The sequence below is a fragment of the Pseudoalteromonas sp. Z1A2 genome, from assembly GCF_011378755.1.
Taxonomy (GTDB): domain Bacteria; phylum Pseudomonadota; class Gammaproteobacteria; order Enterobacterales; family Alteromonadaceae; genus Pseudoalteromonas; species Pseudoalteromonas distincta.
This window is the reverse complement of sequence record NZ_WTKX01000006.1, coordinates 17,353-43,130: the sequence shown is the minus strand read 5'-3', so window position 1 is coordinate 43,130 and position 25,778 is coordinate 17,353. Positions and strand designations below refer to the sequence as shown.

Annotated in this window: 22 protein-coding genes and 1 pseudogene; 8 read left to right on the top strand and 15 right to left on the bottom strand. The window is 39.5% G+C overall.

Annotation, left to right across the window (positions count from 1 at the left end):
* The gene (locus tag GQR47_RS06445; protein WP_165723656.1) at positions 1 to 657 is read right to left on the bottom strand and encodes an HD domain-containing protein; all 657 of its coding nucleotides are present in this window, start codon (positions 655 to 657) and stop codon (positions 1 to 3) included.
* Between the two features lie 140 nt (positions 658 to 797).
* Between GQR47_RS06445 and GQR47_RS06440 the strand changes: the two genes are divergently transcribed.
* Positions 798 to 1,988, top strand: a complete 1,191-nt coding sequence (locus tag GQR47_RS06440) for a class I SAM-dependent methyltransferase (protein ID WP_002961441.1) — start codon at positions 798 to 800, stop codon at positions 1,986 to 1,988.
* A gap of 30 nt (positions 1,989 to 2,018) precedes the next feature.
* Here the strand turns inward: GQR47_RS06440 and GQR47_RS06435 are convergent, their stop codons facing one another.
* The 11 genes and pseudogenes from GQR47_RS06435 to GQR47_RS20475 form a co-directional block, all read right to left on the bottom strand.
* Positions 2,019 to 2,315 carry a PilZ domain-containing protein gene (locus GQR47_RS06435; RefSeq protein WP_024597619.1) on the bottom strand — a complete coding sequence of 99 codons (297 nt, stop codon included), beginning with the start codon at positions 2,313 to 2,315 and terminating at the stop codon, positions 2,019 to 2,021.
* A 9-nt stretch (positions 2,316 to 2,324) separates the two neighbouring features.
* Positions 2,325 to 2,705 (bottom strand): response regulator, encoded by a 381-nt coding sequence (locus GQR47_RS06430; RefSeq protein ID WP_024597620.1) that lies wholly within the window; start codon positions 2,703 to 2,705, stop codon positions 2,325 to 2,327.
* Positions 2,706 to 2,780: 75 nt separating this feature from the next.
* Positions 2,781 to 6,668 (bottom strand): ATP-dependent RNA helicase HrpA, encoded by a 3,888-nt coding sequence (hrpA, locus tag GQR47_RS06425; protein ID WP_279167433.1) that lies wholly within the window; start codon positions 6,666 to 6,668, stop codon positions 2,781 to 2,783.
* Between the two features lie 194 nt (positions 6,669 to 6,862).
* The gene (locus GQR47_RS06420; protein ID WP_029753367.1) at positions 6,863 to 7,894 is read right to left on the bottom strand and encodes an isoaspartyl peptidase/L-asparaginase; all 1,032 of its coding nucleotides are present in this window, start codon (positions 7,892 to 7,894) and stop codon (positions 6,863 to 6,865) included.
* Between the two features lie 127 nt (positions 7,895 to 8,021).
* Entirely contained in the window at positions 8,022 to 8,726 is a 705-nt protein-coding gene (locus GQR47_RS06415; protein WP_024597622.1) for a SapC family protein, read from the bottom strand.
* Between the two features lie 336 nt (positions 8,727 to 9,062).
* Positions 9,063 to 9,773, bottom strand: coding sequence for a 6-phosphogluconolactonase (gene pgl / locus GQR47_RS06410; protein WP_024597623.1), 711 nt, complete (start codon positions 9,771 to 9,773; stop codon positions 9,063 to 9,065).
* A 2-nt stretch (positions 9,774 to 9,775) separates the two neighbouring features.
* Positions 9,776 to 11,248 carry a glucose-6-phosphate dehydrogenase gene (zwf, locus tag GQR47_RS06405; protein WP_024597624.1) on the bottom strand — a complete coding sequence of 491 codons (1,473 nt, stop codon included), beginning with the start codon at positions 11,246 to 11,248 and terminating at the stop codon, positions 9,776 to 9,778.
* Between the two features lie 269 nt (positions 11,249 to 11,517).
* On the bottom strand, positions 11,518 to 13,164 hold the full coding sequence (gene pgi, locus GQR47_RS06400; protein WP_024597625.1) for a glucose-6-phosphate isomerase: 1,647 nt from the start codon (positions 13,162 to 13,164) through the stop codon (positions 11,518 to 11,520).
* 400 nt (positions 13,165 to 13,564) lie between these two features.
* A complete protein-coding gene (locus tag GQR47_RS06395) occupies positions 13,565 to 15,820 on the bottom strand; it encodes an aminotransferase class V-fold PLP-dependent enzyme (protein ID WP_165723654.1) in 2,256 nt (751 codons plus the stop codon).
* Positions 15,821 to 15,955: 135 nt separating this feature from the next.
* A pseudogene (locus GQR47_RS06390) lies at positions 15,956 to 17,042 on the bottom strand (AI-2E family transporter).
* Positions 17,035 to 17,253: a hypothetical protein gene (locus GQR47_RS20475; RefSeq protein ID WP_024597627.1), complete on the bottom strand. Its 219-nt coding sequence runs from the start codon at positions 17,251 to 17,253 to the stop codon at positions 17,035 to 17,037. The pseudogene GQR47_RS06390 and the gene GQR47_RS20475 overlap by 8 nt, the downstream one beginning before the upstream one ends.
* Positions 17,254 to 17,398: 145 nt before the next feature.
* Here GQR47_RS20475 and GQR47_RS06380 point away from each other — a divergent pair, with 145 nt between their 5' ends.
* Genes GQR47_RS06380 through GQR47_RS06360 form a run of 5 tightly spaced genes read left to right on the top strand, consistent with a single transcriptional unit; the run spans position 17,399 to position 20,918 of the window.
* Positions 17,399 to 18,064 (top strand): hypothetical protein, encoded by a 666-nt coding sequence (locus tag GQR47_RS06380; RefSeq protein ID WP_024597628.1) that lies wholly within the window; start codon positions 17,399 to 17,401, stop codon positions 18,062 to 18,064.
* Between the two features lies 1 nt (position 18,065).
* A complete protein-coding gene (locus tag GQR47_RS06375; protein ID WP_039487326.1) occupies positions 18,066 to 19,523 on the top strand; it encodes a M48 family metalloprotease in 1,458 nt (485 codons plus the stop codon).
* A gap of 53 nt (positions 19,524 to 19,576) precedes the next feature.
* Positions 19,577 to 19,924, top strand: a complete 348-nt coding sequence (gene arsC / locus GQR47_RS06370) for an arsenate reductase (glutaredoxin) (protein WP_024595681.1) — start codon at positions 19,577 to 19,579, stop codon at positions 19,922 to 19,924.
* On the top strand, positions 19,924 to 20,478 hold the full coding sequence (gene wrbA, locus GQR47_RS06365) for an NAD(P)H:quinone oxidoreductase (RefSeq protein WP_024595680.1): 555 nt from the start codon (positions 19,924 to 19,926) through the stop codon (positions 20,476 to 20,478). Before arsC ends, wrbA begins: the two co-directional genes overlap by 1 nt.
* Entirely contained in the window at positions 20,475 to 20,918 is a 444-nt protein-coding gene (locus GQR47_RS06360) for a DUF2069 domain-containing protein (protein WP_024595679.1), read from the top strand. The genes wrbA and GQR47_RS06360 overlap by 4 nt, the downstream gene beginning before the upstream one ends.
* 84 nt (positions 20,919 to 21,002) lie before the next feature.
* Here the strand turns inward: GQR47_RS06360 and GQR47_RS06355 are convergent, their stop codons facing one another.
* Complete coding sequence (locus GQR47_RS06355; RefSeq protein ID WP_024595678.1) at positions 21,003 to 22,340, bottom strand: ankyrin repeat domain-containing protein; 1,338 nt, start codon at positions 22,338 to 22,340, stop codon at positions 21,003 to 21,005.
* 357 nt (positions 22,341 to 22,697) lie between these two features.
* A complete protein-coding gene (locus GQR47_RS06350) occupies positions 22,698 to 23,291 on the bottom strand; it encodes an ABC transporter substrate-binding protein (RefSeq protein ID WP_024595677.1) in 594 nt (197 codons plus the stop codon).
* A 245-nt stretch (positions 23,292 to 23,536) separates the two neighbouring features.
* Here GQR47_RS06350 and GQR47_RS06345 point away from each other — a divergent pair, with 245 nt between their 5' ends.
* Together GQR47_RS06345 and GQR47_RS06340 are read left to right on the top strand one after the other, a co-directional pair.
* A complete protein-coding gene (locus GQR47_RS06345) occupies positions 23,537 to 24,073 on the top strand; it encodes an acyloxyacyl hydrolase (RefSeq protein ID WP_024595676.1) in 537 nt (178 codons plus the stop codon).
* Between the two features lie 90 nt (positions 24,074 to 24,163).
* Entirely contained in the window at positions 24,164 to 24,310 is a 147-nt protein-coding gene (locus GQR47_RS06340) for a DUF2897 family protein (RefSeq protein ID WP_076914920.1), read from the top strand.
* Between the two features lie 53 nt (positions 24,311 to 24,363).
* On the opposite strand, the gene GQR47_RS06335 is transcribed toward GQR47_RS06340, so the two are convergent.
* Positions 24,364 to 25,734 carry a YjiH family protein gene (locus GQR47_RS06335; RefSeq protein ID WP_138489349.1) on the bottom strand — a complete coding sequence of 457 codons (1,371 nt, stop codon included), beginning with the start codon at positions 25,732 to 25,734 and terminating at the stop codon, positions 24,364 to 24,366.
* Between the last annotated feature and the right edge of the window lie 44 nt (positions 25,735 to 25,778).

The window sequence follows — 25,778 nt, the reverse complement described above, 5'->3', positions numbered from 1 at the left end:
TTACTCACCAATTTCTGACTTTAATTGCTCTAAAAACTCATGCATATACCTTGTTCGTCTATTCGCCTCTGCTTTAGCTGATGGGGTATTCATACTATCGGCAATATGTAATAACTTTATGAAAAAATGATCAAGCGTGTATGTTTTATCATCAGCCTCGCGTTCAACACAAAAAGGGTCATTTGGGTTATATAATAACCGAGAAATTGAGCCACCAACTTTCATGCATCGGCTAACGCCAATAGCGCCCAACGCATCCATTCTGTCGGCATCTTGTACTATTTGCGCTTCAACTGTTTTAATTTTTATATTTGCGCTGAAGCTATGCGCTGCAATTGCATGATGAATCTCATCAAAAAGTGACTCGTCATAATTAATCGATTTTAAAAACTCCAATGCCTTATCAGCTGCCATAGTAGAGGCTTTTGCACGATCAGGGTGGTTTTTAGCCACCGCCACACAGTCGTGCATCCACGCTGCAGGAAATACTACTGACATGTTTGCCTGCTCCGCATTACATAACTGTATTGCAACACGCACCACTCGCTCTATATGAGTAATGTCATGAGCAACATCAGCATGCACTAAAGAGGCGATAAACCCTCTACATTGTGAGTTAAGTATTTCTAAATCAGGGCTTAAAGCGACGTCAGACAAAGTTAGGTTCCAAAAAGCTAATTAATCAATGAATTATCCGTACTTTACCGTGCTTTATGCCCCCCTTGCAAAACATTCATTGTATGTTGCTCCTTGCTTGACTAAAATACAGCGCTTATTTATTACTACTGAGAAGCCTTATGTCATCTGCCGTTTACCTACAAGCTGGTCGCGATAAATCATTAAAAAGAAAACACCCTTGGTTATTTTCAAAAGCCATCAAAAAAATTAAAGGTAAACCTGGATTAGGCGACACAGTAACGATTCACGACAGCGAAGGTAAGTTTTTAGCAACTGCTGCGTATAGCCCTCACTCACAAATTCGTGCACGTGTTTGGAGCTTTGACGAAAAAGAAGTCATCGATCAACACTTTTTTGAACGCCGTTTACGTCGCTCATTAGAAGCCCGTAGTCAAGTTATTGAAGAAGGCGGATTAACAGGGTTTCGCTTATGTGCTGCTGAGTCTGATTACTTACCAGGCGTTACAATAGATAAGTTTGACAATGTATTAGTGTGCCAGCTATTAAGCGCCGGTGCCGAGCGCCATAAAGGCGAGATTGTAGGCGCATTGATGTCTATTTTCCCCGGCTCTAGCATATATGAGCGTTCTGACGTAGATGTACGTACTAAAGAAGGCTTAGAACCAATTAAAGGCGCACTTTGGGGGAATGAACCAAAAGAGCCTGTGCTTATTGAAGAAAACGGCTTAAAAATCGAAGTTGATATAATTGAAGGTCACAAAACAGGATTTTACTTAGATCAGCGTGACAGCCGTGCTGCACTTGAGCGCTTCTCAAAAGGTAAAACTGTCCTTAACTGCTTTAGTTACACAGGTACATTCTCGTTGTATGCCCTGCGTGGTGGATGTGAGCATGTAACTAACGTAGATGTATCGCAACCCGCTTTAGATACAGCAAAACGTAATGTTGAGCATAATAACTTAGATTTAAACAAAGTGAGCTTTGTTAAGCAGGATGTATTTAAATTATTACGCCAATACCGCGACGAAGGTAGACAGTTTGATACCATCGTAATGGACCCACCAAAATTTGCTGATAATAAAGCGCAGCTAACGGGCGCGTGTCGTGGCTATAAAGATATCAACATGATTGCCATGCAAATACTAAAACCAGGCGGAACACTATTAACATTCTCATGCTCTGGTTTAATGGAACAAAACTTGTTTCAAAAAGTAGTAGCCGATGCAGCACTTGATGCAGGTAAAGACCTACTGATAATGGAGCGATTAAACCAGGCAGCCGATCATCCAATTGCTGGCAGCTACCCTGAAGGCTTTTACTTAAAAGGCTTAATCTGTAAGGTTTTTTAATATCTACTATTTAGTTTAACTGAATTCGATTTAGTTAAACTCAATGATTTCAAGACCTGCTGTTACCGTGCCATCATCTTCTTTGCTGGCACGTATTACTTTTGCAGTTGCATTTAAAGGCGCAATACTTGGATGAGTCGAATCAATGTTCACCGTCAGTAAGGTATTAGGTTCAAGCAATTCATCTAAATGAATTGATAAACCTGTTGCACTTAAATCCACGCACTCTGCGGCAAAACTTAAACCCGCTATTGGTTCTATCGTTGTTAAATTTGCAGGAGTGTTAATCTGCATGCGTCTAAAATTTCGCTTATCATCAGTAAACATATGTTACCTCTAAACAACCGTGTTAATTTTTTCCAACAAAGAACCCACTGAAAATGGCTTTACAACATACGCGTTACAACCAGCATCAAACCCTGCTTGTTTTTCAGATGGGGACTCTAGGCCCGATACCATAACAACAGGAATATTTTTTGTTTCAGGTGTGTGCTTTAGCATTCGGCATGTATCATAACCATCAAGACCAGGCATACAAACATCAAGCAAAATTATATCTGGCGGACTCGCAATTGCTGACGCAAGGCAGCTTTGCCCTGAATCTGCGTAACTAACATCAAATTTCGACGCGAGTGCGGCTTTGAGCATTTCAAAATTAAAATACTCGTCATCTACCACTAAAAGTCGCTTTGTTTTATGTTCAATCGATGAGGACATAACTATGTCGCTTCCTTTTCAAAACAAAAATAAATCCTTCTATTAAGGTACTAAGCTTAATAGAAAATGCAAGTTTTATTCTATCTCTTTTATCGCATTAAGTACCCGCTTGGCTGAAATTGGGTAAGGCGTTCCTAGTGTTTGAGCAAATAGCGACACTCTAAGCTCCTGTTGCATCCAGAAAATAGCGGTTACCTCTTGTGGTATAGGTAACCCTTTAGGCGTTTTATTAACTACTTTTTTATACTCTTGCGCAACTTTATCTAGCTCTAGTACGCATAACCTATCACGATTTGGATCCACAGGCAGCTTTTCTAAACGTTTTTGAATCGCTTTTAAATAACGAATTAAATCCGCTATTTTATCTGCGCCATGCACGCTCACAAAACCTTTAAATATAAGTGACTCAAGCTGTGACTTAATATCGCCGTGCGCAGTTATCATGGTTAAATCAACGCGCCCTTTCATTTTTTTATGCAGCGCATGAGCAATACTTAATACTTGCTCAACTTGCGTTGCAATCGATACAACGGCATCGCCCAGCTCACCGCGTATTTGCTCTTTTACTGTTTCAAATGCTTTTTCGTCGCGTATATCACCGTGTTTTACTAATAAGCTATCAACACCTGCGGCAATACAGTCATCAATTAAATCAGCTATTTTACCAAATGGGTTAAAGTACAAACCCAGCTTTGCCTTATTCGGTAAGTTTTGTTGTAAGTACTTAATTGGCGATGGCACATTTAATAGTACTAAACGGCGCAAACCTTGTTGATGTGCTTGCTGCGCTTTTGCTTCGCTATCAAAAAGCTCCACTGCAGCGGCTGATTTTTTATCCACCAGCGCAGGGTATGCTTTTATCTCATATTGACCTTGTTTTTTAACGTATGAAGCGGGTAACTCACCAAAATCCCATTGTGTTAGGTCTGACTTTTCAATGCCTTTATCGGCTACTTTAGACAGTGTTTCGGTTACTTCACCTTGCAGCTCTGCTTTGAGCTTGGCTAAATCAAGTCCTCGTGCAAGTAACTTATCGCTCTCATCACGTACTTCAAACTGTAATCGTAAATGCGGTGCAAGCGCGGTTAAATCCCATGCCTCGGGATCAACTCTCACACCTGTCATTCTTAATAAACGCGTGGCTAAAGCATCAATTAAACTACCTTGCATTGGCTCAATAGCTGCCAGCACTGCATCAGCATAGTTTGGTGCTGGCACAAAATTACGACGAAGCGATTTAGGCAATGACTTTATAAGCCCACTTATTAGCTCATGCCTAAATGCTGGTATGTGCCAGTCAAAACCACTTTCTTGTACTTGATTTAAAAGCGCTACTGGTATTTGTACCGCAACGCCATCAACTGCTTGGCCTGGATCGAAATGATAAGCAAGCGGCAATATAATATTGTCTTGCTGCCATGTGTCAGGGTAGTCAAACTCAGTGATATTACTTGCACCATGCTGCATTAGCTCTTCACGAGTCATGTGTAGGTAATGCTTATTTTGTTGTTTTTGTGTTTTATACCATTTTAAAAATGCAGCTCGGTTATTAATTTGTTTGGGTATTTTTTTATCGTAAAACTCAAATAACGTTTGCTCATCAACTAAAATATCACGACGACGTGACTTATTTTCCAGAACTTGAATATCTTCTATTAGCTCACGGTTAAACGCTAAAAAGCCCTCGTTTAAGCCCAGTTCTTGCTCAACTAATGCTGTGCGCACAAAAAGCTCTCGACTCACTTTAGGGTCTATGTTGCTATAAACACAGCGGCGTTTATTTACAACAAGTAAGCCGTATAAAGTTTGCTGTTCAAACGCGATTACCGCACCTGGCTTTTTCTCCCAATGAGGTTCTGTGTAACTACGTTTAACTAAGTGCTGTGCTAATGGTTCTACCCAGTTAATGTCTATTTTTGCATTTGTGCGGGCATATAACTTACTTGTCTCTACCAGCTCCGCTGACATGATCCATTTAGGGCTCTTTTTAAATAAACCTGAACCTGGAAAAATATGAAACTGACTATTACGTGCGCCTTTGTATATTTGTTTTTCATCTTTAAAGCCAATATGGCTTAGCATCCCGCTTAACAACGCTTTGTGAACAAGTTCGCCATCAGCCGCTTGGCTGGTTGCTTTCATGCCCATTTCGTTACACACAGTACTTATTTGATAAACAATATCTTGCCATTCACGCAGGCGCATATAGGCTAAGAAGTCTTTTTGACACAGCTTTCTAAATTGGCTATTAGTAAGCTCGCTTTGCTGCTCTTCTAAGTAATTCCATAAGTTTAAAAAAGCGATAAAATCAGAATCTGGATCATCAAAACGACCGTGTTTTTCATTAGCAGCAGCACGTTTTTCTTGTGGGCGTTCACGTGGGTCTTGAATAGACAACGCCGCCACAATGATAATCACTTCACGCAATGCGCCAAGTTTATGGGCTGTTAGCACCATTTTTGCTAAACGTGGGTCAACGGGTAATCGACTAAGCTCTCTGCCCGATTGCGTTAGGCTGGTTTTACTATCGCGTTTAGCTGGTTTTACCGCTTGTAGCTCTTCAAGCAATGTTAGGCCATCATTAATATTGCGGCTATCTGGCGCTTGTACAAACGGAAATTGCGCCATATCACCAAGCCCTAGCGCCAACATTTGTAAAATAACAGATGCAAGATTAGTACGTAGTATTTCAGGGTCAGTAAACTCTGGGCGCGATAAAAAATCATCCTCAGAGTACAACCTAATACAAATACCCGCTTCAACACGTCCACAACGACCCATACGCTGATTGGCGCTTGCTTGCGATATAGGCTCTATTGGTAAGCGCTGTACTTTTGTACGATAGCTGTAGCGACTTATACGCGCAGTACCTGGGTCTATTACATAACGAATACCCGGCACGGTTAATGATGTTTCGGCTACGTTAGTCGATAAAATAATATGACGACGAGAATGCGGCGCAAATATACGGTTTTGCTCTGCGTTAGATAAACGCGAGTAAAGTGGCAATACATCGGTGTGTTTTAAATTACGCTTGCTAAGTGCATCTGCGGTATCGCGTATTTCACGCTCACCATTTAAAAATATGAGAATATCGCCAGGGCCTTCAGCGCACAGCTCATCAACGGCATCAAAAATACCTTGTAGCTGATCGCCCTCCGCTTCCATATCATCTTTATTAATATCAGTAATAGGGTTGTAGCGCACATCAACAGGGAAAGTACGACCCGATACTTCTATAATGGGCGCATCATCAAAGTGCTTTGAAAAACGCTCAGGATCGATAGTCGCTGAGGTAATTATTATTTTTAAATCAGGGCGTTTTGGAAGCAGGTTTTTTAAGTAACCTAAAATAAAATCAATATTTAAACTACGCTCATGCGCTTCATCAATAATAATCGTGTCGTATTGATTTAAAAAACGGTCTTGCTGAATTTCAGCCAGCAAAATACCGTCGGTCATTAATTTAATATACGTATTATTAGATACCTGATCGCTAAAACGAATTTTAAAGCCAACTTGCTGACCAAGTTCACACTTCATTTCTTCAGCAATACGATTAGCCACCGTACGCGCTGCTAATCGACGTGGTTGCGTATGACCAATTAAACCATCAACACCGCGACCAAGCTCTAAACACATTTTAGGTATTTGCGTTGTTTTGCCTGAGCCCGTCTCACCGGCAATAATAACCACTTGGTTATTTGCAATGGCGTCTTTAATTAATTCCTTTTTTTGACTTACCGGCAATTGCTCAGGGTAAGTCACTTTAGGGAGGCCAGCTAAGCGTTTATCGCGAAATTCTTGGCTACGGGTTATATCAGCCGCTATTTTTTCAAGCGCGTTGGCATGCTTGTTTTCATCGGTTATTTTTTTTACGCCATGTAAGCGTTTTTTGAAAATGAATTGATCTTTTTTTAAGCACGTTTTTAGCTCGCCAAACAACTGACCTAGGTTTACCACCCGCATACCTTATAAAATTAGTTAAAGAGCCGTAATTGTATCAAATTAAACGGCTGGGGTTAATCCTACAAAATGCATAACGCGGGGTTGTTTGTTATATAAACGCTGCTATTGAACTAAACTGTGAATAATAAATTTATTTTAAACAATTATTTTCAGGGCTAACTACATTGAATAAATTAAATGACGTTGGCTTATTCGTCACTAAAAATGCCCACGTAGGTCGCTTGCGTATTCGATTTACTTGCTCGATACATGCCAGAGGTATTAAACGGTAAGCTAATATTACCCTTTGTATCAATAATAATTACGCCGCCAGTGCCACCAATAGGCTTAAGCACGCCGTGTATAACTTCATCCCCTGCCTCAGCAATGGTTTTACCTTGGTACTTAACTCGCGCACATATATCGCTTGCTACGTTATAGCGAATAAAATATTCACCATGCCCTGTTGCCGATACCGCGCACGATTCATTTTCAGCAAATGTTCCGGCCCCAATTACCGGCGCATCCCCCACACGACCATAACGTTTTGCGGTCATACCACCTGTTGATGTACCTGCCGCTAAATTACCATTTTTATCAAGCGCCACTGCGCCAACCGTGCCCATTTTGTAAGAGTTAGGTAATGCTTTGTGCGCGGCTTGGTACTCTTTACTGGTTGCTTTGGCTTTATCTAATTTTTGTTTTGCTTTTAAAAGCGCTTTGTAGCGAGGCTCGGTATCAAATAAGTTATTTTCGACAAGCTCAACACCTTGCTCTTTAGCAAACTCTTCAGCGCCTTGCCCACTAAGCATTACATGTACAGAGTTATCCATTACCAAACGTGCTAAGTTAATTGGGCTCTCAATATGCTTTACACCCGCAACTGCGCCTGCTTCACGGTTTCGACCATCCATTATGGATGCATCAAGCTCATGCCCGCCATCGTAGGTGTATACCGCTCCACGCCCTGCATTAAAATAAGGGGATTGCTCTAATACTGCAATTGCTGCAATTACCGCATCTAAGCTTTCGCCGCCTTGGTGTAATACTTTATAACCTGTCTCTACTGCTTGCGTTAATTTTGCACGATACTCTTTTTCTTGAGCGGGTGTAAATCGTGCTTTTTCAATTGTCCCTGCCCCACCATGAATCGCAATGGCAAAAGGAGTCTCTGCAGCTAATGCACTATTGCTTAAAGCAACAAGGCTGCTCGCAAAAATGGCTAATAATGGTGTTTTCATAATGAGTTCTTTTATGGGGAAGTTATAAACTAATGTGAATGGTTACGGACTTAATTTCAACTAAAGTGAGTTTAATGGCATAAAAAAAGCGCCTTAAGGCGCTTTTTAAAATTTTACGTGTTTGTAATTAAGCTTGTTTAGCTTTTAAACGCGCTAAACGTGCTACTTGGTGAGTAGACGTTAAGAACGAGTAAATTGGTGCTAAGTAACCACGTTTACGAAGCTCTAAGAAATCAGCATCGCTTAACTCGTTTAGTTTTTTCTCATCGATAAGGTAAATACCGTTGATGTCTTTTTTCTCGCCTTTAATGTCTACTGTTAGCGTTTGCGCAATTAGTAGCTCTTTATCAGCAAGGAATTTAGTGAACGCTTCAGTTACTTGAGAAAACTCAATAAATGATACTAGCGCTTCTTTACGACGTTTTAGGTAATCTGTTTCTTCGCCGTTTTCAAATAATGCGTTACCTTCGTCTTCACCAACAAGCGCACTTGCTTCGTCAATTACGATACCGTATTGATCTTGATCTGGGTGTTTAACTAAACCAAGTGGGTAACGAGTAGATGCCATAGGTGCAAATGCTGCAGTCCATTTACCATCTTCTACAAAAAGGTTTTCGCCTGGCTCTAAGCCAAACATAGCAACTGCTTGAAAAGTGCCGGTTTCGTTATTTTTAACGAATGACATTGGAAACTCGTTTGCTACACGTGCAAACTCATGTGCAACTACTGGCACTAAGTGTTGAGTTTTCATGAATTCTACATTGATGCCGTTTTGAATTTTAGTGTTGGCATGTTTTTCGTTGTGTAAAGGCTGTACTTGTTGCTCCGCCATGTTACTGCTCCGTTTATTTTAATTTATATGTTTCATTGTTAATGCCTTTAGGCTAATGCTTTTGAGCTAAAAAAGGAAGGGAAACTTTTATGACAACAACCATGAAAAAATAAAATTTAACTAAATCTGAACGTTGTTAAAAAACATACAGCTCAAACTCATAAATTTTGTTCAAAAACAACACACTTCGTGGTTGATTTTAATACAAACCAAAGTTATTCATTAACATTGGTTAACAGTTCAAAGCTATTTTTTTGCAGTGTTTAGGCTTAAATTTAAGCAAATAAAAAAGGCCGCTTATATAAGCGGCCTTTAAAAGTTAAATTGGCATCTAAATTAAGGTGCCCAATATACTTCAATATTGATACTTGGATGGTTAAGCACAGCGCGTAGTGGCATGTCATTCACATCGCCGCCCGCTTTTGCTTGCTTATAAACAGCGAGTTTTTCTTCACCGCTAATTAAAAGCTTAACCACTTTAGATTGCGCAATGGCATTTAACGTAAGCGTCATTCTCTCGGTAATACTACCGGTTACTTCACTTTGTATCGCATTAATTGCACATACCGATTGCTCAGTTGTTAAACCATGCTCTAAACCGTCTGCATTTGGGAATAACGACGCTGTATGGCCATCTGGGCCCATACCTAAAATAGTTACATCATATGGGCTTTTTAGCTCGCTATAAGCCGCTTCACACTCTTGTGCGCCCTGTTGAGCCGTTGCTGCAGCGTTCTTCATAGTAATAAAGTTGGCAACACTACCATGATTTTGTAATAAAGTACTTTTAATAAATGCTTCATTACTTTTTTCATGGCTTGGGTCTACCCAACGCTCATCAACCATAGCAACATCAACATGTTGCCAATCTAAATCAAGCGTTGATAAATGCTTATAAGCGGGCGCAGGAGACGAGCCGCCCGACACCATTAATACAGCACGGCCATCGTTTTTAATGCCATCACGTAATGATTGCTCAAGCGTTGCAGAAAGCTCAGCTGTTAACGCGTCTTTATCATCAAAAAACTTTTCAACTAGTGTTGCCATGCTTATACCTTATCGCCTGTGTTAAACCATACATGATTGTTTTCTGCCAATAATTCATCAGCATCATCAGGTCCCCAGCTACCAGCACGGTAAAGCGCAGGCTTGCCTTTGTCTTGCCAACGGTCGATTATTGGATCAATCCACTTCCACGCTTGACGAACTTCATCACGGTGAATAAATAACGACGGGTTATCAGCAGCGGCATCAAGCATTAAACGCTTGTACGCATCTGAGTGGAAACCATTGCTGTAAGCTTGTGAAAGCTCAATATTCATTGTTACTGGCTCAAGTTGCATTTGAAGATTATCAAGGCGCTTAGACATAAGCGTTAGTTGAATTGTTTCCTCTGGCTGCAAACGAATAACAAGACGATTTGGCTCGATATTACCCACGTTATCTTCGTAGATATTGTGAGATACTTTTTTGTATTCAACCACAATTTCTGCACAGCGCTTAGCCATACGTTTACCCGTACGAAGGTAAAATGGAACACCTGCCCAGCGCCAGTTATCAATATGCGCGCGAATAGCTACAAACGTTTCTGTTTTACTAGAACCTTCATTTAGCTCTTCTAAGTAACCCGGTACAATTTTACCGTTTAAGTCACCTGGTACGTATTGACCACGAACAATATTTTCATCAACATCACCATCTACAAGCGGGCGAAGTGCTTCTAATACTTTTAGTTTTTCGTTACGAATGCTGTTAGCGTTAAGCTTATTAGGCGACTCCATTGCAACTAAGCAAAGTAGTTGTAATAAGTGGTTTTGAACCATGTCACGAAGTGCACCGGCTTTATCATAAAAACCAGCGCGGCTTTCGAGACCAACCGTTTCTGACAAGCTAATTTGAATATTATCAATAGATTTAGCATCCCACATATTTTCAAACAATGAGTTTGAAAAACGCAGCGCCATTAAGTTTTGTACTGTTTCTTTACCTAAGTAATGGTCAATACGGAAAATTTGTTCTTCATTAAAAAACTCTGCAATTTTTCCATTAATTGCTTCAGCAGAATCACCGCAATAACCAATTGGCTTTTCAACAACAACGCGTGATGTAGGTGTAATTAAACCTTTAGTCGATAATATTTCACAACATGTGCCGTAAACAGCAGGCGGAAGCGATAAGTAAAACACGCGAGACTTAGTGCTTTCGTGCTCATCTAAAATGCCTTTTAGCACATCCCAGTTGTCGTCTGCTTCTGTAACATTACTTACCACTGGCACTAAAAAAGTAGAAAACGCTTTCCAATCTTTAGCGTTAAACTCACCTTTGCTTAAAAATTCTTGTAATGCTTTATGCGCTGTTTCTATGTATTCAGCACGTTTCGATTCTTCGCGCACTGTTGGTAGGATACGTGAGCCTTCAGGTAAGTTACCTTCTTGATATGCTCTGTACATTGCAGGTAGCAATTTGCGTAACGCAAGATCACCACCGCCCCCAAAAATTATAATATCAAAAGGATTAAGCATAGTTACTCTCTACGTTATGATACCCAGTACATTTTGTAAATGCGCGGGTATGCCTATTTATTGCTAGATTAGATGGCTTTTATAGCTGTATTTAAATAAAAGCCTGCTGAATTGTTCTGTATCGATGATTTATTATTATTGTTTATCATTGCGCTTATTAAATGAGCCTTAGGGGCCCTGTATCTCCTCTCACAAAAATACAGACCCTAAGCACTCCAGCGCTACCCGTTCAAAGGTACTCGGTTTACTTACTTGCGTAAGCGAATTTTTTACTGCGTACGGTTTTGTTTATAGTACGCCATTAAGCCGTTTGTAGAACTATCATGAGCGTGTTTCACGCTATCATCAGTGAGTTCACTCTCAATTTTAGATGCTAAACCTTTACCCAGCTCTACACCCCATTGGTCAAACGAACATATTTCTAAAATAATGCCTTGGCAAAATATCTTATGCTCATACAGTGCAATTAAACGGCCCACTGTTTTAGCATCTACTGTATCTAATAGCATAGACGTTGTAGGACGATTGCCTTGATGAATTTTATGATTTAATAACTCATCAATCTCTGCTTGCGATTTACCCTTAGCGGTTAAATCAGCTGTAACTTGCGCTGCATCTACACCACTCATCATCGCTTCTGTTTGTGCAAAGAAGTTCGATAATAAAATATCGTGATGCTTATCAACATTCACTTGTGGCTTAACTGATGCAATAAAATCTGCAGGTACAATTACATTACCTTGGTGTAAACACTGATAAAAGGCATGCTGACCATTAATACCCGTCATGCCCCAAATAATTGGAACTGTAGTATAAGGTACCGTTTCGCCTGCAAAGTTAACGTGTTTACCGTTACTTTCCATTTCGCCTTGCTGTAAATACGCAGGCAACATATGCAGTGCTTGATCGTACGGTAATATAGCTTGCGCTGTATAACCTAAAAAGCTCGTATTCCATACACTAAGCAATGCCATAATTAATGGTATATTTTGCTCAAACGGCGCAGATTTAAAGTGCTCGTCTATTTCAAACGCACCTTCTAAAATTGCTTCAAAGGCGTCGTAGCCTAAATATAAAGCAATTGGTAAGCCTATCGCACTCCAAAGTGAAAAGCGACCACCAACCCAATCCCACATAGTGAATACGTTTTCGTCGCTGATACCAAAGGCTGCCGTTTTTTCTAAATTTGTACTTACTGCAACAAAATGCTTTGCAATTGTACTTTCATCTTTTGTTGTTTGTAAAAACCAGTCAACCGCAGTTTTTGCGTTTGTCATGGTTTCTGACGTCGTAAATGTTTTTGAAGAAATAACAAATAATGTTGTTTCAGGGTCAATGGCTTTTAATATAGACGAAATTTGTACACCGTCAGCATTAGATACGTAGTGAACATTTAACGTATCATCAGCAAGTGCTTTTAATGCCTCAGTTGCCATTTGTGGACCAAGGTTAGAGCCACCAACACCAATACTTACAACATCTTTTACCGCTTTGCCGGTATAGCCTAACCATTTACCGCTACGAACTTTTTCTACAAACACTTTAATTTTAGCTAACTCGTTGTCTACGGCTTGTGTCACGTTTTCGCCATCAACAATTAATGGAGTGTGAGCACGATTACGAAGTGCCGTATGCAAAACTGAGCGATCCTCAGTGATATTTATTTTTTCACCGCTAAACATTTTATCGCGCCACGATGCAATATCGCATTCTTTAGCAAGCGACATTAAGTTAGCAAAAACATTGTTATCAATAAGTTGCTTAGAATAGTCGAATAATACGCCTGGTACTTGAGTAGAAAACTGAGAAAAGCGCGTGTCATCTTGTGCAAATAACGTTTTTAGATGTGTTTGTTTCATCTTAGCTGCACTTTGTTCTAGTGCTTGCCAACTTGCTAGTTGCGTTCGGTTAGACATGGAAATATCCTCTATTTTTTTCAATCAATTGATTTAAAAATGTTTTTTATAAAAGCAAAACTCTTAATACTACTTATTCACACTAAATTAAAGCGCAAATAGTATAACTAAAAATGCAAAAAAAGTGCTGTTTTTATAATTTTATGTGCAGATGATAACGCAATTTTTAGCTTTTGACACCGGTATCATAAAAATTTTATAAATTAATTTACCTGTAATTTTAAAGGCAACAGCATAGCTTAATCAATCAAAATGAAATATTAATGAATTTTTATAAGCGCTGCTAATTACTTTTCATAGTTATTCACTAATTACTGTAATTGTTTGCCTTGCAAACAAATAAACCTTAAAAACAAAAAATCGGCTATAAAGCCGATTTTGTATAAATTACAATCTTTGCTTAATTACTAAGCGCTAGCCCACCACTTAGATTATAAACCGTTTTGTATCCTAGCTGCATTAAATTGCTCGCAGCAATCTTTGAGCGGTTACCACTGCGGCATAATAAAATATAGTTGTTATTTTTACTTAACTGCCCTTCAAATACCGCATTTGCCATTCTGCTAAGCGGTATATTTAATGTTTTTTCATCTAGTGTATTAAATAACTGAGCAACATTATTTGCTCCATGTTCATACGGCTCCCGAGTATCTATTAAATATGCATCGCTGGTGTTTAACATTGCTTTAGCGTCATCAAAATTTAATTGCTGTGTATCAATCTCAGGCAATGCATTTACATAGCCACACAATTGCGTGTTATTTACTTGCTTTGAAGCGTCGTGCTGCTGCTTTTGTATAGTAAATTCATCAACTGAAATACTGCCGCTTACTAGCGCATTAAGTAATGGCGTTTGGTTTTGTTGTACAGCCCAGTTCATGGCAAAACATTGTTGGTAGTCGTGCCCTGAGCAAATAATGCTGGTGCTATTAAGTTGCTCGCTTATTGCTAAAATAGAGCGTGCCATTGCTTTTGCATCCCCACCTATAAGCGATGTATTGCCAAGTCCTGCAGGCAAAATTAAATCACCACAAAAACAATAACGCGTTTCGCCATTAATATTTTTTAATAAATAACTTACGCTATCTTTGCTGTGCCCAGGTGTCGCTATTTTTTCAAGTACGTCATTTGCTAAGCTAATACTTTCTGCATTTAGTGGCCAACCTAAAGCATCAACCTCACCTTTTACAACTCTTGATGCAAGAACACTGGTTAATAAATGAGTCGCTGACTCTCGCTCTTGATGCAGATGAGTATTAAGCACCGCTGATATAGTTAAGTTTTGTGTATTAGCTATTTTTTCAAAGCGCGGAATAAGCTCAACAATCGGGTCTATTATAACTGCGTGCTTATCATCGCTTACATAAAGCCAACTACATGCTCCTTGGTGCCTAAACTGAGTAAGGCCAAGTGCGCACACTTCTTGCTGTGGTGTAGTGCTATCAGATACAATTAAACAGTTAGCCTGTAGTATTGCTTTAAGAGCGCGAATACGCACACAAGCATCATCAATATCGTGTTGTGTTGCTGCAGGTCCAAACGATAGCCTAATCGCGTTTTCGCTTTGCCTCTTACTTGCACCCATTGCATCTAAAACAAAACTTGTAGATGCACCCGTACTACAAGCCGAACCACCACTTACGCGAATGCCCGCAGCATCAAATAAATCAATCACTTCTTTGCTCGTTAAATCGTTTACCGCAAAGTTAAGTGTGGTAGGCACGCTATAAGCAAAATCATGATTAAATGTAATATCGCCAAAGGTGTCTTTTATCGCGCTTTGTAACTGGCTTCGATAAGAGTTAAGTATGCTAATTGGTTTAAATGTATCGTCTGATTTATCAAGCAACATACTAAATAGTTTATTTAACCCTGCAATACCGGGTAGATTTTCGGTGCCTGAGCGCATTCCACTTTCTTGACCGCCACCCGCTATAAAAGGTGTGTACGCACTGCCACTACGAATATATAAAAAGCCAATACCTTTAGGTGCGTAAAGCTTATGCCCCGAAAAAGGAGCGTAATCAATAGTTGTATTACTCAGTGCGAGCGCTTGTTTACCGAGTGCCTGCACGCAATCCACCATCCACGATACATTTTTGTTACGGCTACGAATTACCTGCTCTATAGCGGATAAATCTTGATATACACCGGTTTCGTTATTAACGGCCATGGTGCAAATCATCAAAGCGTTATTAATATGCTCTGCGATAAAATCTAAATCTAAAATACCGTTACTATCAACCGGAATAGCAAGCACCTGAGCATTAACGTCAAGTACGCTATTCCAGTGCTTGAGTGTATTTGGCACCGCTTTATGCTCAGTAGCGCCATATAATAATACAGGGTTTTTAATAGACTGCTTTTTAGCATTAATTAGTGTAGAAACCACCGCAGTTTGAATACCCTCCGTTGCACCAGAGGTAAATAGGATATCGCCATTAGTTGCGCCAATAACCGTGCGTGCCTTTTGACGTGTTTGTTCTAATAAATGCTTGGCTTGAATACCTGTGATGTGCGGGCTTGAAGGATTACCAAAACATATTTGCATGGTATGAGAAACAACAGCAGCAATACAAGGCAACACAGGGGTCGTTGCATTTGCATCAAGGTAAACTTGTTTTACTGGCTCATCGTGCAATAAAAACTCAGACATTAAAAAACGCACCTTATTACTAAAAAATATATCTTATTACCAATAGTACATAAATTTACAGGTAATGAGTAATAATCAATTAGCACTAGAGGTGCGTTTACTATGCTTTTTTAAACTAAAAGTCTGTTTGCTTAACTATTCAATGAGCTCTTTGCTGATCTCTTCGTGCGTTGACGACCAAGCTGTTATTAGCGCTTTTACTAATGAGGCCAACGGGATGGCAAAAAATACGCCCCAAAACCCCCATAAACCACCATAAACCACCAAAAAATAATACCGCGACAATTATAAATACCGGATTTAAATCAACTGCCTCAGAAAACAACAGCGGTACAAGTACATTGCCATCAAGCGCCTGAATAATTCCGTAAATAATTAAAATGGTCCAAAACTGTGTTTCTAATCCAAACTGAAACAGCGCAACTGCCGCTACCGGAATAGTGACGAGTGCCGCGCCAATAAATGGAATTAATACCGAAAAGCCAACAAGCACACCAAGTAAAGCTGCATAGCGCAAATCTAAAACAGTAAATGCAATGAAAGACACACCACCAACAATTAAAATTTCGAATACTTTACCGCGAATGTAATTCATAATTTGTTGGTTCATTTCGTTCCACACTTGTAAAATCAAGCGCCGTTGCTGCGGGATCAGTTTAGCTATACTCCCTGTCAGCTCCAGCTTATCTTTAAGCATAAAAAACACCAGTAACGGCACAAGCACCAAATATATAAGCCAAGCAACAACATCTTTTAAAGACGTAAGTGAAAACGATAATACCGCTTGGCCAAACTCAATAATTTTAGCTTCTACGATTGCAACAATTGCTTGTACTTGTTCTATATTAATTAAACTTGGGTATTGTTCAGGTAAAGCCATTAAATAAGACTTCCCCTGCTCTAGCATATGCGGTGTTTCTTGCACTAAGTTACTGGTTTGCTTCCAAAGCACTGGGCCAATAACTAAAATAAGGGTGAGCATAATGCTAATAAATATCAACATTACAATAATTGTTGCTGTAAAACGTTTTAAGCCAACACGCTCTAAATGAACAACCGGCCAATCTAGTAAATAAGCGATAACCAGTGCAACAAGCACAGGAACAATTAACGCGCCAAAAAAGTAAAGTAAGGCAACTGATACCAATAATAAAAATAATAAGGTAGACGAATGAGGATCCGAGAACTTCCTTTCGTACCATGTTTTTACGTATTCAAACATGTAATGGCTCCACTAATAACAACCCACGTTGTTTATCAAAATTGTAACTATAAGCATTTTTTTGCAAAAAACGTTCAATGTCGTTCGCACTTTCACCTTTATTAAGACTAAAAGTGATGCATTGTTTTGATGACTGTGCACTTCGAAGCGCAAGCTTGAACTGCACAAATTGCTGAGGACACTTAAACTCTTTTAAATCGCGCTCTACCATAACTACTTTATCCGTATAGTAAATGAATAATAAGTCGCATATTTACGGTCTACGTATTTATGTACTCAAACCGTTGTAACTTTTTGTTAAAACAATTCCTGCAATAGTTTATCCTTATAACATAACTAGCAGTAAGGATAAGTTAATGCCTGGCACGCATAATAAAGCGCAACTACCAAGTAATCCAACACTCAAAGAGATTAATTGGTTTAAAAAGCAGATTAATTGGGGCGAACTACCTCCTTTTTATCACCTTGTTGCCTCATCAATAAGCGAATCAGAAGGAATTTTAGATCATGGGTTCGACAATGCAGTTAAACAACTTTTAGATAAACGCAATTGGAACTTAGATTTATTAGAAGGCTATGAAGATAACTTAGGTGAAATACATACCAAACATAAGCCACGTATTGCGCTGCACCAAGTATTTACCGACAGAGGCTTTGAGCTATGGGCACAGCCTTATGCTAAAGATGTTATTGTTGATCAATACATAAAAAACAATCGCTTTATGGAATTTAGAGTGTGGGACCCACATTCAATGAAAAACTTGATCAGAATAAGTCAGTTACATAAGTTTATTGGCTTTTATTTTGAACGAGGCGACAAAGCAGATAAAGCCATTATTTTACATGCACACAAAGTAGTACATAAAATTATTACTTTTTTGCAGCGAGAATTGAACGTTGTAAAGCTTGATGGAGTCACAATAAAAGAACTGTACCAATTGTGCGAAAAAGACAGCCGTGCAAGCAGTGACGAAATAGACATAGCCAAAATTGCAATTGGCGAACAAATTAACAAGGAATAAAATGCAGCTAAAATCAGCATTTATCACTTTATGCAGTGCTGCGCTTACGTTTAGCTTATTAATAAGCGAACCTTTAAAAGCGCAAACCAACTTTACGCTTCCTGATTTAGGAACATCTGCATTACAAGCACTGCCACTCGAAAAAGAACAAGCCATTGGCGAAGTAATGATGATGCAAATACGAGGCTCATCACCAGTAATAAACGACCCAGTGCTAGATGAATACCTCACAACTATTGGTCGTAAACTCGTTGCTAATGCTAATGACGTGCGCTTTCCGTTTTCGTTTTTTTGGATAAACAACTCAGAAATAAATGCCTTCGCCTTTTATGGCGGCCATGTAGGCGTACATACAGGGTTAATAGCTCAAGCCGATAACGAGAGCCAGTTTGCCTCAGTGCTTGGTCACGAAATTGCTCACGTGACACAGCGCCACTTAGCGCGAAGAATACAGCAACAGCAAGATAACAGCGCGCTGACTATTGCCGGTATGATAGCCGGAATATTAGCAACCGTTGTTGCACCAGATGCGGGTATTGCGATTATATCTGCCAGCCAAACACAATCTGCTTTTAGTCAGTTAACGCATAGTCGCTCAGCCGAGCAAGAAGCTGACCGCATAGGCATGCAAACGCTTAACAATGCAGGCTTTGATGCACGTGCATCGAGCGAATTTTTAACTAAACTTGCCGCGCAAATTCGTTATAAATATAAACCACCTGCGTTTTTACTTACTCACCCATTACCAGAGAGCCGAGTATCTGATGTACGTTTGCGTGCAGAGCAATTTCCTGTGCGTCATATGAGTGCCAGTCTTGAGTTTAATTTAGCTAAAAGCCGCGTGCTTGCGCGCTACGACAACAAACCAGAAAACGCCGAAGACCTATTTAGAAAACGACTACGCGAAAATAGCTACGATAACACCGCTTTAAAGTACGGTTTAGCTATTAGCTTACTTGATCAAAAAAAGCTTGATGAAGCAGCCCCAATACTAGACGAGCTTTTAAAAAATGATCCTAAAAACCTATTTTATATAGATACCCATACCGATTTACTCATCGCGCAAAAAAAGGCAGATGAAGCCGTAAAATTTTTAGCTGATTTAAATCAGTATCGCCCTAATAATCAGGTAATTACGCTCAACTATGCCAACGCAGCACTTGAAGCTGAGCAATATGAACTAGCCGAAAATATTTTGAAGAGTTTTTTACTCGAAAAGCCAGATCATAACCTAGGCAAGCAACTTCTTGCTGATGCGTATAAAAAACAAGATAAATTAGCCTCATATCATGAAGCGAACGCCGATGTATTGGCTCAATACGGTGCTTATTTAAAAGCCGCAGACGAAGTACAAAAAGCACTTAACTTCGTAGAGCCAACCGAACTTGTAAAGCAACAACGTTTAAAAGCACTACTTACCCAGTATCGACTTTTACAAAAAGAGCTTGCAAGACTTTAAGTCTGCAAGCGCTTACCCTAAAATAGACGCAATTCACACTTTGGAATCATTTTATGTCTGTTACTATTTACCACAACCCACGTTGTTCTAAATCACGCGAAACGCTAGCGCTACTGCAAAGTAAAGCGATAGAGCCAAGTGTTGTAGAGTATTTAAAAACCCCTCTTACTCACGAGCAAATTTCAACGCTTGTAATCCAACTTGGTTTTTCATCCGTACGTGAAATGATGCGCACCAAAGAAGATGACTACAAAGCGCTTAATTTGAAAGATGAAACAAATGAGGACGCACTTATTAACGCTATGGTTAAATACCCAAAATTAATTGAACGCCCTATCGTAGTTAATAACAATAAAGCAGCGATTGGTCGTCCACCAGAAAACGTACTAAGCGTTTTATAATGAGTGCAACCATAGTGGTGCTTTATCACTCAAGCCATGGCTCAGTTGAAGCAATGGCTCACGAGATAGCAGAGTCGATAGAGCAACAAGGTGCTAGTGCACTACTTCGCACCTTTGTGGCTAAAAATGCGCACGATATTGTGATCACTAAAGATGATTTAATAAATTGCGATGGTTTAGCATTTGGTACACCAACTCGATTTGGCATGATGGCCTCTCAAGCAAAAAGCTTTTGGGAAACCACTAGCGACTTATGGCTAAAAGGCCAATTAATCGATAAGCCAGCGTGTGTATTTTCGTCATCAAGTAGTATGCATGGAGGAAATGAAGCAACCTTACTTAACTTATCTTTGCCACTATTACACCACGGCATGGTGCTTATGGGCGTGCCGTACGATGTGCCCGAACTACTTGCAACACAAACCGGTGGAACACCATACGGTGCAACACACGTCGCTGGCAGCGCTAATAGTGCACAGCTAAGCAAAGACGAAATTAAAATATGCCAAAGCGTTGGTAAACGCCTTACTCACATTGCGAGAAAACTTAAATGACTACAGCTGACAGTCCAGCTAAAAAGCCGATTACGGTAAAATTTCAACGTGCAGCACTATTTGGCTATGTTGGTTTACTTATTCTGATTCCTTTGTGGATGTATTTTGTACCCCCTCTAGACGGTAATACTAGTTGGGTGTCATTGTTTTTTCCTATCATTCCTTTACTACTGCCGCTAAGAGGCATAATTCAAGACAACACATACACCTATGCGTGGGCTAACTTTATTGTAATGCTTTATTTTATCCACGGTCTTACCATGCTGTGGGCAGCACCAGATGAATTAATTTGGGTGTTGTTAGAACTGGTATTTGCATCATCTATGTTTATTGGCTGTACTTACTACGCAAGACATCGCGGACAAGAACAAGGTTTAAAAATCCGTAAGCTTAAAGAAGAATTAGCTGAAGAAAAAGCAGCAAATGAGCACGGTAAATAAGGCTTAACCATAAACGCTATATACAAAAAAACGCGCTTAAAGTAATTTAAGCGCGTTTTTTATTAACTGTTTAAAACTAGCTAGCTAAACTAAATCGCTCAAGGCAGCTAGCACCACAATACTCGCCAACCCTATTTGAGCAATTAAGCTAATAAACGAAAAGCCCCTAAGCACAAATAAACCCCAAGGGTGTTTAATATGTGGATATAGCGCACAGCGTTTTAAAGTGGTCGCAAAGAAAAAACAAATCACTGCAGTCATAGTTAAACCCAGCGTCAGCTCACTTTTAATTGAGAGGGTTTCATCAAAAAAGAAAAACAACTGTAAAGGCAGCAATATAGTCACAATAGCATGTAGCACATGCACTTTTTTAATGCGATCGAACTGCCCTTCTGGCGAAAGTTCTTTAATACCAAAGTCACGCTCTAAACATTTAACTAAGTTATTAGCTTTAATACTCACCGCTAAACGGTAACAGCTTAAACCTTCTTTATTACGTGCTCTAAAGTTATAGCCCGCTTTAATAAGCAGCACCATTAACGACTCATTTTTAGCAAACACAGCATAATGAAGCGCAGTATTACCTAAGTTATCTGTCGCTTTTTTGTCTTGCTTTGCCAGTAGCGTTTCAACCACATTTACAAAGCCTTTTTCGGCGGCCCACATAAAGGCTGTTTTATTGTTTTCATCAGCAAGTACACCAGTAGCGCCTTGTTCAATAAAACGCATAGCCATTGTTTGCTTAGCTGTTTTTTTACGTAAATGAGTAAGCAAAGCTTTTTCTAGCAGTACAACAGAGTCAACATCAGGAGAAACCTGCGTAAGCAGCGTAAAATAGTCTTTACCCGCAGCTACTTTTTCGCTGGCAAGTTCAGAGAGAGTATCTAAATCAGCAATAGACTCTGGAATAAACGCACTTAGGCGCTCTCTAAAATCAACTTCTTTCCAAAGCGCTAATGTGTCCTTTGCCGAGAGTTTACTTTTATTATTTAACGCATGCTCAATTAAGGTGAAGTAGCGTTTACTAAAAAATAAATCGACTAAAGACAGTGGCGTATCTATTGTATTTTGTGCAGCCACGCTTGCGTATTTTTCAAGGCGCTGGCACAGCATAAGCACTAAGCTTTCAGGGGTGTATTCATTATCGTAGTAATGGCTTTTAACCGCACTAATATACGCTTGTGCGTCTTCGTCATATTCAGAGATATGTTGAAAGTAACATTCTTCAAATGGCTCCAGCGGGGTTAGCCATGCCAAATAATAAATAGGTGGCAGCACGGTGGTGCATACACCATCGTCTTCATTTGTAGAACGACAAGCAGGCCAAGCTTCCAAAGCATCTAAAATAAAGGCACCGTTTTGTTCTACCAGTCCTTTAATAAGTAATGGGTATTCCTTTGGCCAAATCAGTACATTTTCCATTAAAACAACACAACTCCAGTGTGGCTTGGGGGTGGTAAGTTATATCAGTTTTAAGCTGACACCACGCTTAATCAAAGTGCCGATATTCTAGCACACCTTTGTTTTGCTGCTAGCGCAAAATTACGCAATAACAACAATCCTTTAGGATTATAACAATTCGCTTAATTAAGTGATTTATTTTGAGGTAGAAAACCGTGTGATAGCAAGGCAAAAATTTCATTATTTAGTTGTTCTAAATGATTAAGTATTACTGTGGATTGGTATTGTCCTTAGCAAAAATATAAAAACGGCCAAGTACATAAGTAATTGGCCGTTTTTGAGGTTGGAGTTGGGCTTAATCAGAGCCAGACAAATAGTCTATTTACTTTTTAACTCACTAATAACTTGCTCTAAACCCACATCAGAAATGCGTTGAATAATCTCTTTTTGTTTAGCACTTAATAGTGAAATGCCTTCAGCAACAATATCGTATACTTTCCACTCATTGTTTTTACCTAAACGAAGCTTAAAGCTTAAGTCGATAGTAGGCGCATTTGGCTCAATAATTTGCGTATTAACTGTTGCGTACTCAGAGTCACTTTTTGCGTTATTACGCTCAAATACTACTTTTTGACCCGTGTACTTCATTAGTGCACCGGCGTATGTGCCTGTTAAGTAATGCTCTACTGCATCTATAAATTGAACAGCTTGCTCGCGCTCAATACCTTTAATGTGTTTACCTAATAATTTAAACGACACAAACTTAACGTCAATATGTGGCATTAAACGTTTTTCAACAATGGCAGCCATCGCGTCTTTGCTGGCTGTACCTTTTGAGTTTACTTGGCCAATATCTGCAAAAAGCTTGTCGGCTACCGATTCAAGTAACTGATCTGGTGATTGCTGAGCTTGTGCAAATAACGAACTGCTAAAAAAAGCAGTAGCTAAAACGAATAGTTTAAAGAGTTTCATAATTGTATATGTCTGTGTGATTAAGATGGCTGTAATTTACGCGAACTATACGCAATAAAAAAGGCACAAATAAGCAACTTATTAATGCCCAATTAGCACCAATAGAATAAATAAAATAAATTCAAGCAGTTAGAAAACTCCATTAACAGCTCATATACAACCGGTATTTTGTCCTCATTGTAATTGTTAACAGGCCGCCCTTATCATTTAGTTATCAACTTAAATCAAACGAACATTTGGCACCTATGAAAACGTCACTTAAAACACTTATTATCTCTTTTGTATTAGTAGTTTCACTTTTTGGCAAGCTTGCTTTTGCTCAATCGGACCACGGTTATGCCGTTGACTTCCTCAAAGGCGAAGGTAACGTAAACGGCGTTAAGCTTGCGTATCAGTATCATGCACCTGGTATGCAAAACCTTATTGGTGATGCACGCTTTTACTTTGAAACCAGCGTAAACATGTGGGAATACCGCCACGGCGATGAAACACAATCAAACCTAGTATTTGCTATGTCACCTGTGCTGCAATTTCCTGCCTTTAGTTTTAACAACACCCCATTTTATGTAGAAGCAGGTATTGGTATATCACTGATTGATGAAACGCAGTTTGCCGGTAAAAACATAAGTACTCACTACCAATTTGAAGACCGCATAGGGCTTGTAGCCGATTTTGGCCACACCAATGTTGCCCTTCGCGTTATTCACTATTCAAACGCAGGCTTTAAAGAGCCAAACCCTGGGCTTAACTTTTTAACGCTTTCGGTAGCGAGACGTTTTTAACGTTATTGATTGTATTTTTGGAGTAAATTAATTGCTGTTATAGGGCAAAGCGGTCACACTTAAACGTACTAAAAATTAGGTGATACTGCGATGCAAACTTGGCATATTGTAATTATTGTCGCTGTTGTTTTTGCCATTATCATTGGTAATATTGCGCTGATTAGACTCTCTGCAAAACAGGAGTTTATAAAGCCCAACGCCAATATAAAAAATACAACAGACACAAAAAAGCCCTGATAAATCAGGGCTTTTTCAATAATACCAATTCGCTAAATCATATTTTTGCTAATTTAGCCTACTAGCCAATGCGCCATTAGCGCAATAACAGGTAAAGTAATTAGCGTTCGCAAAATAAATATAATAAATAGCTCTAAAATATTTACCGGTATTTTACTGCCAAGTAAAAGTGCACCTACCTCAGACATATAAATAAGCTGAGTTACACTCATTGCGGCAATAATAAAGCGCGTTACATCACTTTCAATAGTCCCTGCTGCTAATATTGACGGAATAAACATATCAGCAAAGCCTACCATAATAGTTTGCGACGCTGCGGCTGCTTCGGGTACTTGCAATAGCTCTAAAAATGGCACAAACGGCATACCTAAATACTGAAATATAGGCGTATGCTCAGCAATTATCAGTGCAAATGTGCCTACCGCCATAACTACAGGTAACACACCAAATACCATATCAAGCGCGTTATGTACGCCCTCTTTTATAGTGCCTTTAACACCCGTTGAGTTATCAGCTTTTGCTAATGCAACATCTAACGAATGGCCAAATAAAGTTTTATGACCCGGAATTGTTTCAGCGTCTCTATCTGGCTCAGTACCATCAATCAGTAAGTCTTTTTTAAAGCGCAGTGGCGGTAATCGCGGCACAATAATAGCGGCAACAATACCGGCTAAACATACCGTTGCGTAAAACGGTGCAAATAGGTATTCAAGTTTAACTTGCCCAAGCACCACTAAACTAAATGTAATTGAAACCGCTGAAAACGTAGTACCAATAATAGCCGCTTCGCGTTGTGTATAATGCTTTTGATCGTACTGCCTTGCAGTCATCAAAATACCCACACTGCCATCACCTAACCACGATGCAGTACAGTCAACCGCGCTTCTACCTGGTACACCAAATACAGGGCGCATTACTTTGGTCATTAACGTACCAGCAAGCTCTAATAGGCCAAAGTTAATTAATAGCGGCAGTAATAAGCCCGCTAAAATAAATACCGAAAACAACACAGGCAATAAATCATTTAATACCAGCGCGCCAGTATTGGCCGAGGTAATCATCTCGCTGCCTAGGCTTAAGTACGTCATTAAACCAAACGCCATACCAAATAAGCGTACCACCAGCCATGTCCAGCTCACATCAAATAAATGCTTTAACAAAGGTGAATTACATATAGCGGCGGGTTTAAACACTTTAGTAATTACAGAAATAACCCCTGTAATACAAATAATGAGGGTAATAATTGCTTGAGCAGAGCCAAGCATCATTGCTTGAACCGCTTTTGCCATAACGGCAATAGGAATAGTCATCCCTTGCGAAGTACTAATGGGTGTCATAAATAAAAACACACCAATTAACGAAGGAACCAAAAAAGTAAACCAAGTGCGCCACGTATAGTGTGAACGTTCAGGTAGCTGAGACATATTGTTTAACCTATAAAAACCACAAAAAGAGCATAGCGCTCTTT